The following is a 12070-nucleotide window of genomic DNA, read 5'->3' on the forward strand; positions in this document are numbered from 1 at the left end:
GGGCCCTGACCGCCGGGCGGGGACCGGCGGCCGGGGCGGCGGGGCCGGGGCGGCCGCGGGACGGACGGGAGACTCAGAGCGGCAGCAGATCGGGCCGCTTGGCCTCCACATGGTCGCCCGAGCTCTCGCCGCGCAGCCGCCGGCCGATCCACGGCACGAGGTACTCCCGCGCCCACTGCACATCGTCGCGCCGTACTTCGAGGGTGCCCCGCACCGGCGGGGGCGGCCACGGCTGGTCCGGGTCGGCCGGTACCGGCAGCCCCAGGACCTGGGCGGCCCGCAGCGCGACCCGGGTGTGCCCCTCGGCCGACAGATGGAGCCGGTCGGGGTCCCAGGCCCGGCGGTCCTGCACGGTGCGCAGGGACCACAGGTCGAGCACCGGGCAGTCGTAGCGGTCGGCGATCGCCCGGACATGCGCCGTATACGTGGCGATCTTGCCGCGCAGATGGCGCAGCACCGGCACGTCACGGGTGTCGAATCCGGTGGTCACCATGACCGTGCCGACGGCGCCGGTCAGTTCGGCGACGGCGCGTTCGAAGCGCTCCGCCACATCGTCCGGGTCGCTGCCGGGCCGGATGATGTCATTGCCCCCGGCACAGAACGACACCAGGTCCGGGGCGAGTTCCTTCGCCCTGGGCACCTGCTCCTCGACGATCTGGTCGAGGAGTCTGCCGCGTACGGCGAGATTGGCGTACCGGAAGGTGTGCTCCGGTCTGCGGTCGGCGAGCAGGACCGCGAAGCGGTCCGCCCAGCCGAGGTACGCCCCGTCGGGCCCGGGGTCCCCCACGCCCTCGGTGAAACTGTCACCGATCGCCGCGTACGACCCGATTCCGCCTTGGTCATATGTTCTCGAATCGTCTGCCACGGATTCATCCTCTCTCCGCGGATGTGACCTACGCGACCGTAGGGAGGGGTTGACGGACCGTGATCTATCACACCGTGATCCCCGCGGCGGGTGGGAATACGCGGAAATCCCCCGCAACACCGGGGTGTCGCGGGGGATTTCGGAGTGCCGGGGTGCCCCGGCCGCGGTCCTGACGGATCAGAGGGAGACGCCGTGGCTGCGCAGATGCGCGACGGGGTCGATATCGGAGCCGTAGGACGGTCCGGTGCGGACCTCCAGGTGCAGATGCGGGCCGCTGGAGTTGCCGGTCGAGCCGGAGAGGCCGATCTGCTGTCCGCCGGTGACCGTCTGGCCCGCGGAGACGGAGAGGGAGGAGAGGTGGGCGTACTGCGAGTAGGTGCCGTCGGTGTGCTGGACGACGACCTCGTTGCCGTACGCGCCGGCCCAGCCCGCGGAGACGACCGTGCCGGGGCCGATCGACCGGACGGAGGTGCCGGTGGGCACCGCGAAGTCGACACCGGTGTGGTAGCCGCTGGACCACATGGCGCCGGAGACCCGGTACTGGGTGGTGACCTGGGCACCGGCCAGCGGGGCGGCCCAGGCGCCGGAGGCGGTCTCGGCGGCGGGCGCCGGCTCGGACTCGGCGGCCGCGGGGGCCGCCTTCTCCGCGGGAGCCGGAGCGGCCTTCTCGGCGGGGGCCGGGGCGGCGGCGCGGGACTCGGTGCGCGAGGCGCGCTCGGCCGGAGCCTCTTCCGTGCCCGTGTCCGTGTCCGTGCTCTTGTCCTTGTTCTCGTTCCCGGCCGGGGCGGCGGGGGCGGCCTCGCCGTCCAGGGCCAGCTTCAGGCCGGGGTGGATCAGGGACGGGTCGTCGCCGACCGCGGTCCGGTTGTCCGCGTACAGCTGCTGCCAGCCGCCCTCGACGCCCTGCTCGAAGGCGATCTTGGACAGATGGTCGCCGGTGACCACGGTGTACACGGCGGATCCGGCGGGCTTCGCGGCCGCGGGCTGCGCGGCGGCGGTTGCCGGAGCGGCCGCGACGGCGGCGGCCGGGGCCGCGGGAGCGGTCCGTTCGGCGGCGTGGGCGCCGGTGGCCCCCATCAGAGGCAGGGCGATGGCGGCTCCGCCGGTACCGGCGGCCACGATTCCACGAGTGATGACCGTCGACTTGGGACGGCGGTGCTTACCCTTTCCGGGCATGGCGCGTTTCCTCTCCGGCGCCTGCGAGGTGAGCTGTCGGGTTCGGGCGGGAGGTGCCCGGTCGCGCACGGCGACTTCACCCCGAGCCGGCCGGTCTCCCGGTCGGCGGACTACCTGGGTCCCCCGCTCCTGCCACGTGCTTCGGGTGATGGTTCCGGACGGTGGCAGGATTCGGCGGTCCGACCGGAGTGCGGTGACCGTAAACCGGCCATGACGACGGGAACAAGCCATACCTCGGCTCAGTGGGCGTCACCGATCTTGGGGCCCGGCGGAGCCGGTGACCCTCCGTGGGCACCACCCCGTCAACTCCCGCGGGGCACCCGGATACCCCTCCGGGCCCGCTCCGGGGCCACCGCCACACACCGTCACGATTGTGATCCTGCTCATGAGTGTCCCCCATCTCCCAACGAGACAGGGCAAGTTCCAATGAAGCGAGCATGTAGTGGCATGAGAGACATTACGGACAGATGGCAAGGGTTTGCCGTAACCGGCGGAAGGTCACGGCCGACAGAATGATTGCCTGAGGAATCGATGTCGTATCGTCGGCTTTACGCCACCGTCGGCGACCGGCGCCGGCGGCTGTGACTCCACAGGGAGCCAGTAGTGACGCAGCAGGTGCCGCAGGTCCCGTCGACCGAGCCCGAACTCGCGGGGATCCGCAATTTCCGCGATGTGGGCGGGCTGCCGACGGCCGACGGCCGGGCGGTGCGGTACGGACGGCTCTACCGCAGCGGCCATCTGGCCCATGCCACCGAAAGCGACACCGCCTTCCTGACCACGCTGGGGCTGCACACCGTCTTCGACTTCCGGAACGCGGCCGATATCCGGCTGGAGGGCCCCGACGTGGCCCTGCCCGGCGTGCGGAACCTGAACCTCCCGCTGAGCGACCCGGCGGACGGCGCCGAGTTCTGGCAGGTCGTCCGGCAGGGCCGGCTGGAGCGTCTGCGGTCGATGCTGGCGGAGGGCCGGGGGGCGCAGCGGATGGTGGAGGCGTACCGGTCGATCATCTCCGGGCGGACGGCCGAGCACAGCCGGGTGCTCCACGCCATCGCCGGGGACAGTGTCCCCGCGCTGATGCACTGCGCGGCGGGGAAGGACCGGGCGGGGCTGTCCGTCGCGGTGACCCTGCTGGCGGTCGGGGTGGAGCGGGACGCCGTCGAGGCGGACTATCTGAAGTCGAACGATCCGCACCGCCGCTACCGGGTGAGCCGGGCCGATGACGCGCCCGAGGGGATGTCGCCCGAGGTGATGGAGCTGCTGAGCCCGCTGTTCGACGCGCGCTCGGAGTATCTGCACGCGGCCTTCGAGACGGTCGACACGCTCTGGGGCGGCACCGAGCACTATCTCTCCGAGGGGCTCGGCCTCTCCGGCGCGACCCGGGAGAAGCTGCGGGAGAGGCTGCTCGGCACGGAGTGACCGGGAGCACCGGCCGCGCGGGCCGGGGTGCCGCCCCGGGAACCGGGCGCCGGAGCCGCGGCGCGCCCGGGCCGGACCGGCCCGGATCCGCCGGTACGGGGCCGGGGGCGGCACGGACCGGGGGCGGTACGGGGCCGGTCGGCCGGCCCCGCCCCCGGAGGGGCCGTTACTTCGCCCCGACCTCGAAGAGGAGGTAGAGGAAGCCGGCGAAGACATGGCCGACCACCAGATAGGCGAAGAGCCGGATCCAGATGCCCTTCGGGAACTTGCCCTCTTCGTTCCTGGCGGCCTTGGCGCCGCCGGAGGGGGCCGGGGTGCCTTCGGACGCGGTGGGGTTCTCGACCATGACGGCCTCTGCTTTCTCCGGCGCGGGCGCCGGGTTTCCTCCGGCACGGGGCCGGATCGCATCTGCACGGACGGGGAGGCGCCGCGGGGGCGCCCGGCCTCAGAAGTGCGGATGGAAGATGTCGGGGCTCTGGAGCAGCGTGTGGACGAAGATCATCTCGGCGCCGTCGCGGGTGGCGGCGGCGATCCGGTGCGGGGTCAGCGAGTCGTAGTGGGCGCTGTCGCCGGGGCCCAGCTCGTGGACGGTGTCGCCGAGGCCGAGCCGGACCCGGCCGTCCAGGACGTAGAGCCACTCCTCGCCGGGGTGCTGGCGGACCAGCTCGCCCTGGGCGCCGTACGGCACGATCAGGCGGAGCGTCTGCATGGCCCGTCCCGGGCTGCCGACCTGGTGGTACGTCCAGCCGTCGGCCTGGGAGGGCTCCCGGCTGCCGGCCCGGATCACGGGGTCGTGTTCGGGCGCGGACTCGCCGAGCAGCTCGGCGACTGTCGTACCGTAGATCCTGGCGAGGCCGAGCAGCATCGGCAGCGAGGGCTGCCTGCGGCCGGTCTCCAGCCGGGACAGATGCGCGGGCGACAGTCCGGCGCGGTGCGCGGCGGCCTCCAGCGTGAGCCCGCGGCGGCGGCGCAGGTCGCGCAGCCGGGGTGCCACGTCCGGCAGGGCGTCGGGCGCCTCCCCGGTGGCGGAACCGCCGGGCGCCATGGATCGGGGGTCCGGGGGATGGCCCCCGGGAGGACTCTGCATAGGTCCATTGCGCCAGGAAAATGCCTCCGAGGCAAGTTTCTTGCCCCAGAGGCAAAAACTCCCCGATCGTATGATCTCAGCGCTGGGTCACTGCCTGCTTGACCAGCGTCTTTCCAAAGTCCCAGAGCAGTCCGCCCCCGGCGTGGGCCTCGTCCATGACCGCGGTGAAGGCGGTGACAAAGCGGTCGACCTCCGGCTCCCCGATGGTCAGCGGCGGGATCAGTTTGATCACTTCCAGATGGTCTCCGGAGACCTGGGTGAGGATCCGGTGCCGGTGGAGCAGCGGAGCCACCACGATCTGGGCGAAGAGTCCCTTGCGGGCCGCCTGGAGCATCGCCCAGCGGCCGCGCAGGGCCAGTGAGCGGGGGCGGCCGAACTCGATGCCGGTCATCAGCCCCCGGCCGCGTACCTCGTGGAGGAGTTCGTACCGGTCGACCAGGGCACCGAGGCGGCTGCGGAGCAGGTCGCCGGTGGTCCGGGCGCGGGCGACCAGGCCCTCGTCCTCGATCACCGAGAGGACCGCGAGCCCGGCGGCCATGGCCTGGGCGTTGGAGCCGAAGCTGGCGGAGTGCACCAGCACCCGGTCCATCGAGGAGTAGACCTTCTGGAAGATCCAGTCCCTGCCGAGGGTGGCGCCGACCGGCACATAGCCGCCGGAGAGCGCCTTGGCCACACAGACGAGGTCCGGTTCCACCCCCGGTTCGTGCTGGTAGGCGTAGAAGTCCCCGGTCCGGCCGAGCCCGGTCTGGACCTCGTCGGCGATCAGCAGGGCCTTGTGCCGGTGGAGCAGCTCCTGGGCGGCGGGCAGGTAGCCCGGCGGTGCCTCGTGGACGCCTTTTCCCTGGATGGGCTCCACCACCAGGGCCGCCACATCGCCCCGGGCCAGCTCGCGCTCCAGGGCCGCCAGATCGCCGAGAGGGACGGCGGTGTCCGGCAGCAGGGGGGCGAAGCCGTCGCGGAAGCCGGATTCGCCGTTGACGGAGAGGGAGCCCGCGGTCAGTCCGTGGAAGGCGTGGTCGCAGTAGAGGACCCTCGGCCGTCCGGTGGCGTACCGGGCGAACTTCAGGGCGGTCTCCACCGCCTCCGTACCGCTGTTGGAGAAGAACACCCGCTCCAGATGGGGGCTGTACGCCAGCAGCCGCTCGGCGAGCAGTCCGGGCAGCGGCGGGCAGTCGAAGCGGGTGAGGTCGGCGAGGGAGGCGTCGACGACGTCGTGCAGCGCCTTGCGGACGACGGGGTGGTGGCGGCCCACGCCCATCACCCCGAAGCCGGCGAGCATATCCAGGTACTCGTTGCCCTCGGCGTCCCAGAAGTACGCGCCCTCGGCCCGTTCGTAGGTGCGGTCGAAGCCGATGGTGCGCAGCATCCGCGGCAGCTGGGGGTTGAGGTGGCGGGCGTGCAGGGCGTACCGCTCGCCGCCGCGTTCGGCCAGCAGTCCGGCGAGGTCGAAGCCGCCTCCGGGGGCGGCGGGCCGGTGCGGCGGTGGGGTCATGGTGCGGTCTCCTCCTTGGCTTCTGCGATGTCCTCGGCTGCCTCGGGTTCCTCGGCTGCTTCGGCTTCCCCGGCCGCTTCGGCTTCCTTCACCGCCAGTACGGCGCTGATCCGGCCGGCGATCTCCACCGGGGTGAGTCCGATATCGGCGAGCACCTCGCCACGTTTGGCGTGAGCGAGGAACTGCTCGGGAATGCCGTACGTCCGCACCGGGACATCGACGCCCGCGTCGCGCAGGGCCTGGGCGATCGCCGCGCCGACGCCCGCGCTGCGGCAGTTGTCCTCGACGACGGCGACCATCCGGTGGCCCGCGGCCAGCGGTACCAGTGACTCGTCGACGGGCTTCACCCAGCGGGGGTCGACGACCGTACAGCCGGTGCCCCGGGCGGCGAGGAGGTCGGCGGCCCCCAGACAGACGGGGGCGAGGGCGCCGACGGAGACCAGCAGCACGTCCCGGGTGCCGGTGGCGGGCTCCCGCAGGACGTCGGTGCCGCCGATCCGGGCGACCGCGTCGATCCGGGGTCCGGCGGTCTCCTTGGGGAAGCGGAGCACGGTGGGCGCGTCGTCGACGCCGACGGCCTCCCGCAGCTGCTCCCGGAGCTGGCGGGCGTCGCGGGGCGCGGCGATCCGCAGCCCGGGGACGACCTGGAGGACGGACAGGTCCCACATGCCGTTGTGGGAGGCGCCGTCCGTGCCGGTGACGCCCGCCCGGTCCAGGACGAAGGTGACACCGCAGCGGTGCAGCGCGACATCCATCAGGACCTGGTCGAAGGCCCGGTTGAGGAAGGTGGCGTAGACGGCGACGACGGGGTGCAGTCCGGCGGTGGCCAGACCGGCGGCCGAAGCGGCCGCGTGCTGTTCGGCGATGCCGACGTCCCAGACCCGGCCGGGGAAGCGTTCGGCGAACCGGGTGAGGCCCACCGGATGGAGCATGGCCGCGGTCACGGCCACCACATCGGGCCGTTCCTCGCCCAGTTCCAGCAGGGCGTCGCCGAAGACCGCGGTCCAGGTGGGGCCGGTGTCGGGGCTGAGCGGGGCGCAGGTCAGCGGATCCATGGCGCCGACCGCGTGGAAGCGGTCGGCCTCGTCCTCCAGGGCGGGCGGATAGCCGCGGCCCTTCTCGGTGAGGCAGTGCACGACGACGGGCCCGTGGAAGCGCCCGGCCCGGCGCAGCGCCGATTCGACGGCGGCCGTGTCGTGGCCGTCGACGGGGCCGACGTACTTCAGGCCGAGGTCCTCGAACAGGCCCTGGGGGGCGATGACGTCCTTGAGCCCCTTCTTGGCGCCGTGGAGGGAGCCGTACAGCGGTTTGCCGACGACCGGGGTCCGGCGCAGTATCTCCTTGCCCCAGGCGAGGAACTGTTCGTAGCCGTCGGTGGTGCGGAGGGTGGCGAGATGGCCGGAGAGGCCGCCGATGGTGGGTGCGTAGGAGCGTTCGTTGTCGTTGACCACGATGATCAGCGGACGGTCCGCGGCGGCGATGTTGTTCAGGGCCTCCCAGGCCATTCCGCCGGTGAGGGCGCCGTCGCCGATGACGGCGACCACATGGTCGTCCCTGCCGAGCACCTCGTTGGCCTTGGCGATGCCGTCGGCCCAGCCGAGGACGGTGGAGGCGTGCGAGTTCTCGATGATGTCGTGGTCGGACTCGGCGCGGGAGGGATAGCCGGACAGTCCGCCCTTGCCGCGCAGTTTGGAGAAGTCCTGGCGGCCGGTGAGCAGCTTGTGCACATAGCTCTGGTGTCCGGTGTCCCACAGGATCCGGTCCTTCGGGGAGTCGAAGACCCGGTGCAGGGCGATGGTCAGCTCGACCACACCCAGATTGGGTCCCAGATGGCCACCGGTCCTGGCGACGGCGGAGATCAGGAACTCGCGGATCTCCACGGCCAGTCGGTCCAGTTCGGCGGCGGTCAGGGCCTTGACGTCCTCCGGTCCCCGTACGCTCTCCAGCAACGACATGGGTGTCCCCCTAAGTTCTGCGTGCTCCGGCTCGCGGTGGCGGCGGGCGGCCCGGGGCCGTGGCCCGCCGTCACCTCCTGCTCCGCCGCGGGCGCCGGGCCCGGGCGGGCTCCGTGTCTCAGCCCCGGCCGCCCGACACGCTCTCCCGGGCGGCCCTGAGCGATTCCTTCAGGGAGCCCATGGTGGCGAGGACGGCGGTCGGTTCATAACCGCAGTGCGCCATGCAGTTGGCGCAGCGGGGGTCCTTGCCCCGCCCGTACTTCTCCCAGTCGGTCTCCTCCACCAGCTGCCGGTAGCTGGGCACATAGCCGTCGCTCATCAGATAGCAGGGGCGCTGCCAGCCGAAGAGGGAGTAGTTGGGAATGGCCCAGGCCGTGCAGGGGAAGTCCGCCTTGCCCTCCAGGAAGTCGAGGAAGAGCGGGGAGTGGTTGAGGCGCCAGCGCTTGCGGTTGCCCCCGGCGAACGCCTTGCGGAACAGCTCCCGGGTCTGTTCGACACCCAGGAAGTGCTCCTGGTCGGGGGCCTTCTCGTAGGCGTAGGCCGGGGAGATCATCATCTCGTCGACCCGGAGGTCGTCGTTGAGGTAGTTGAGGACCTCGACAACGGTCTGCGGGGTGTCGGTGTTGAAGAAGGTCGAGTTGGTGGTGACCCGGAAGCCGCGCCGCTTGGCCTCCTTGATGGCCTCGACGGCCTCGTCGAACACCCCTTCCTTGGCGACGGATTCGTCGTGGCGCTCGCGGAGTCCGTCGATGTGCACGGCGAAGGCGAAGTAGGAGGAGGGGGTGAACTTCTCCAGTTTCTTGCGGAGTAGTACGGCGTTGGTGCAGAGGAAGACGTACTTCCGGCGGGCCACCAACTGCCGCACGATCTCGTCGATCTGGGGGTGCATCAACGGTTCGCCGCCCGCGATGGAAACCATCGGCGCCCCGGACTCCAGGACCGCGCCCACGGCCTGGGCCACCGGCATCCGCTGCTTGAGCACCCCCGCCGGGTGCTGGATCTTCCCGCAGCCCTCGCACTTGAGATTGCAGGCGTACAGCGGTTCCAACTCGACGATCAGCGGAAACTTCTCCCGCCTGCGGAGCTTCTGTTCGAAGAGATACGTTCCGACCCGAATGGTCTGACGGAGCGGCATGGCCATCTGGCTCACCTCCTGGGGAGCAGCAAAGAACGGTGCCATTCATGAAAAGCGGGAAGCACGGCACGAAGAACACGGAAGGCTGATATTCCACCGCGTACCGTGCCAATTCGGACCAGTTCATGCTCCGGGGCGTCCACGACCACCCGGACGGCGGCAACCGCGCGGGGCCCGGCGGCCAGCGCGGTACGCAGCGTGGCCGCGGACTCCATATCGACCGCGATCGCGCCGCCGGCCCGCAGCTCGGCGCGTTCCGGCCCGCGGACGACATGGTCCGAGCCGGTCAGGGGACCGCGGTGCACCCGGCGGCCGGGCAGCGCCCGGGCGACGGCGTCCGCGAGCCGTTCGGTGTCCGTGCAGACCACGGGTTCGCCGTGACCGCTCCGGGTCTCCCCCGCGACGACCACGTCCCCGGGGTGCATCCCGGGGGCGAGCCCGGCACAGAAGCCGGAGGCGACCACCGCAGCCGTCCGCAGCCCGTCGCCGGAGAGCGCCGCGCGGACCGCGCGCTCCGCGTTCACCGGGCCCATCCGGGTGCGCAGCACCGTCACCGGACCCCGGGCGCCGCTGTGGTCGCCGCCGCGCAGGGCCAGCTTCTCGATGCCGAGCGCACAGGCGATCAGCAGCGGTGCCGCGGGGTCCCGGGGCCCCGCCGGGGCGGCCATCAGCTCCCCTTGCGGGCGGGTACGCCGCCCGTGCGGAGTTTCCCGGCCGCGGTCCCGGACCGGGTCGCGCGGACCCCGCCCACCACCGGCTCGCCGTGCACGTAGCGCCCGAGCGCGGTCAGCGGGAAGACCTGCCGGTAGAGGTGGTAGTTGATGGAGAAGTCCCAGGGGAATCCGGTACCGGTGAAGTACGGCTCGTCCCAGCCGCCGTCCGCCCGCTGGGCGGCCACCAGCCAGCCCGCCCCGCGCTCGGCGCACTCGCTGTCCCGCTCCCCGGCCGCCAGCAGCGCCAGCAGCGCCCATGCGGTCTGGGAGGGGGTGGAGGTGCCCTGGCCAACCCATTCGCCGTGGCGGTACGAGCGCAGGTCCTCGCCCCAGCCGCCGTCGGGGTTCTGCACGGAACGCAGCCAGTCGACGGCCCGCCGCACCGCCGGATGGCCCGCCGGGATCCCGGCGGCCACCAGGGCCGGGACCACCGACCCCGTACCGTAGAGGTAGTTGACGCCCCAGCGGCCGAACCAGGCGCCCTCCGGCTCCTGGCGGGCCAGCAGCCAGTCGACGGCCCGCCGGGCCCGCGGGGTGTGCGCCCGGCCCTCGTACGCCAGCATCTCCAGGACATGCGCGGTGACATCGGCCGACGGCGGGTCGATCACCTCCCCGAAGTCGCAGAACGGCAGCCGGTTGGGGAACGGCGACGTGTTGTCGGCGTCGAAGGCGCCCCAGGCCCCGTCCCGCGACTGCATACCGAGCGTCCACCGCCCGGCCCGGGCCACCGCCGCCTCGACCCGCGCCGGATCGGGGTGGTCCACCCGGCGCAGCGCCAGCATCACCTCGGCGGTGTCGTCGATATCGGGGTAGTTGTCGTTGTGGAACTCGAAGGCCCAGCCGCCGGGGGCCAGCCCGGGCCGGCGCACCGCCCAGTCCCCCGGCCGGACGATCTCCTCGCCCAGCATCCAGTCGGCGGCCCGGACCAGGGCCGGATGGTCGGGGGCCAGCCCGGCGTCGGCGAGGGCGACGGTGGCCAGACAGGTGTCCCAGACCGGCGACTGGCAGGCCTCGATCATCCGGACCGGGGCGCCGGTCTCGGTCTGCTCCCAGACCGCGAACCGGTCGAGGGATTCGAGTCCGGCCCGCATCACCGGATGCCCCAGGTCGTAGCCGAGCAGATGGAGCGCGATCAGCGAGTACACCGCGGGCGGCTGGATACCGCCCCAGCAGCCGTCGTTCTCCTGCCGCTCGACGATCCAGCGGGACGCCGCCGCGATCGCGGCCTCCCGTACCCGGCGCGGCGCCACCCGGTGGTAGCGGTGCAGTGCCCGGTCCGCGCGCTGGAAGAAGCCCTCCCAGCTGTTCGCGGGGGCCGGGGGCCGGGGCGGGTTCGGCAGCCGGGGGTCGGTGTGCAGCTCGTCGAGGGGGAAGGGCGCGGGGCGGACCGGGCGCCGGGCGGAGACCACGGTCAGCGGCACGATCGTCTGCCGGGCCCAGCAGCCGAAGTCGTAGATGTTCAGCGGGAACCACTTCGGCAGGAACATCAGCTCGGGCGGTACGACGGGCAGGTCCTCCCACCGCCACCAGCCGAAGAGCGCCAGCCAGATCCGGGTGAACACCCGGGCCGCGGCGATGCCCCCCTGGTCCCGGACCCAGGCGGCGGCCCGGGCCATATGGGGATCACCCGGCAGATCCCCCGCCAGCCGGAGGGCGACATACGCCTCCACGGTGGCGGACAGCTCCCCGGGGCCGCCGTAGAAGGTGGCCCAGGTGCCGTCGGCGCGCTGCCGTCCGCGGATGAACCGGGCCGACGCCTCGGTCACCGCCCGGTCCCCGATGCCGAGGAACTGACGGAGCAGCAGATCCTCGGCGTCCATCGTCACATTGGTTTCGAGATCGCCCTTCCACCAGCCCTCGGCGTCCTGCCGGGCCAGCAGATGGTCCACGGCCCGGGCGACGGCCCGCCCGGCCGGGCCGGTCCGTCTCTCCGCCGCGGACCGCTCCCCGGCGCTCCCCGGGCCGGGGAGGTCCGCCGGGGGCGGGGCACTCGCTGTCTCACTCTCCGCGGCGGCGCGGGCCCGCACGGGCCCGCCGCTTCCGTCGGTCGTCGCTGTCATGGCTTCCCCTTCGGTGCAGTGGTCGTGCTGCGCTGTACTGGGGGTGTGCCGTCGGCGGGTGAAACGGTGGTCCGGTCACCTGCCGGCGACTGCGATGCATATCGGCGTATAGGTGATGGGGATCATCTCTTCCGTGGAGGGTTCCGTCTTAATTGCCCGGGGACGCTTTGT

The 12070-nt window shown here is 72.4% G+C and carries 10 protein-coding genes and 1 riboswitch; of the genes, 1 reads left to right on the plus strand and 9 read right to left on the minus strand.

The window, feature by feature from the left end:
• Positions 1 to 73: 73 nt before the first annotated feature.
• The gene (locus tag ACWDR0_RS27450) at positions 74 to 865 is read right to left on the minus strand and encodes an SGNH/GDSL hydrolase family protein (protein WP_456354463.1); all 792 of its coding nucleotides are present in this window, start codon (positions 863 to 865) and stop codon (positions 74 to 76) included.
• Positions 866 to 1042: 177 nt separating this feature from the next.
• A complete protein-coding gene (locus ACWDR0_RS27455) occupies positions 1043 to 2041 on the minus strand; it encodes a M23 family metallopeptidase (protein ID WP_456354464.1) in 999 nt (332 codons plus the stop codon).
• Between the two features lie 5 nt (positions 2042 to 2046).
• A riboswitch (cyclic di-AMP (ydaO/yuaA leader) is annotated at positions 2047 to 2196 on the minus strand.
• Between the two features lie 448 nt (positions 2197 to 2644).
• Here ACWDR0_RS27455 and ACWDR0_RS27460 point away from each other — a divergent pair.
• On the plus strand, positions 2645 to 3457 hold the full coding sequence (locus tag ACWDR0_RS27460; RefSeq protein ID WP_456354465.1) for a tyrosine-protein phosphatase: 813 nt from the start codon (positions 2645 to 2647) through the stop codon (positions 3455 to 3457).
• Between the two features lie 166 nt (positions 3458 to 3623).
• Here ACWDR0_RS27460 and ACWDR0_RS27465 read toward each other — a convergent pair whose 3' ends face one another.
• From ACWDR0_RS27465 to shc, 7 genes are all read right to left on the minus strand, one after another.
• Positions 3624 to 3803, minus strand: a complete 180-nt coding sequence (locus ACWDR0_RS27465; protein WP_456354466.1) for a DUF6126 family protein — start codon at positions 3801 to 3803, stop codon at positions 3624 to 3626.
• Between the two features lie 99 nt (positions 3804 to 3902).
• Positions 3903 to 4502, minus strand: coding sequence for an XRE family transcriptional regulator (locus tag ACWDR0_RS27470; protein ID WP_456354467.1), 600 nt, complete (start codon positions 4500 to 4502; stop codon positions 3903 to 3905).
• Between the two features lie 118 nt (positions 4503 to 4620).
• Entirely contained in the window at positions 4621 to 6036 is a 1416-nt protein-coding gene (locus tag ACWDR0_RS27475; protein ID WP_456354468.1) for an aspartate aminotransferase family protein, read from the minus strand.
• Complete coding sequence (dxs, locus tag ACWDR0_RS27480; RefSeq protein ID WP_456354469.1) at positions 6033 to 7991, minus strand: 1-deoxy-D-xylulose-5-phosphate synthase; 1959 nt, start codon at positions 7989 to 7991, stop codon at positions 6033 to 6035. The genes ACWDR0_RS27475 and dxs overlap by 4 nt, the downstream gene beginning before the upstream one ends.
• 118 nt (positions 7992 to 8109) lie before the next feature.
• Positions 8110 to 9132, minus strand: coding sequence for an adenosyl-hopene transferase HpnH (hpnH, locus tag ACWDR0_RS27485; protein WP_456354470.1), 1023 nt, complete (start codon positions 9130 to 9132; stop codon positions 8110 to 8112).
• Positions 9133 to 9137: 5 nt separating this feature from the next.
• Complete coding sequence (locus ACWDR0_RS27490) at positions 9138 to 9794, minus strand: phosphorylase family protein (protein ID WP_456354471.1); 657 nt, start codon at positions 9792 to 9794, stop codon at positions 9138 to 9140.
• Positions 9794 to 11899, minus strand: coding sequence for a squalene--hopene cyclase (shc, locus tag ACWDR0_RS27495; protein WP_456354472.1), 2106 nt, complete (start codon positions 11897 to 11899; stop codon positions 9794 to 9796). The genes ACWDR0_RS27490 and shc overlap by 1 nt, the downstream gene beginning before the upstream one ends.
• Between the last annotated feature and the right edge of the window lie 171 nt (positions 11900 to 12070).

The sequence above is a fragment of the Streptomyces sp. NPDC003691 genome, assembly GCF_053981115.1.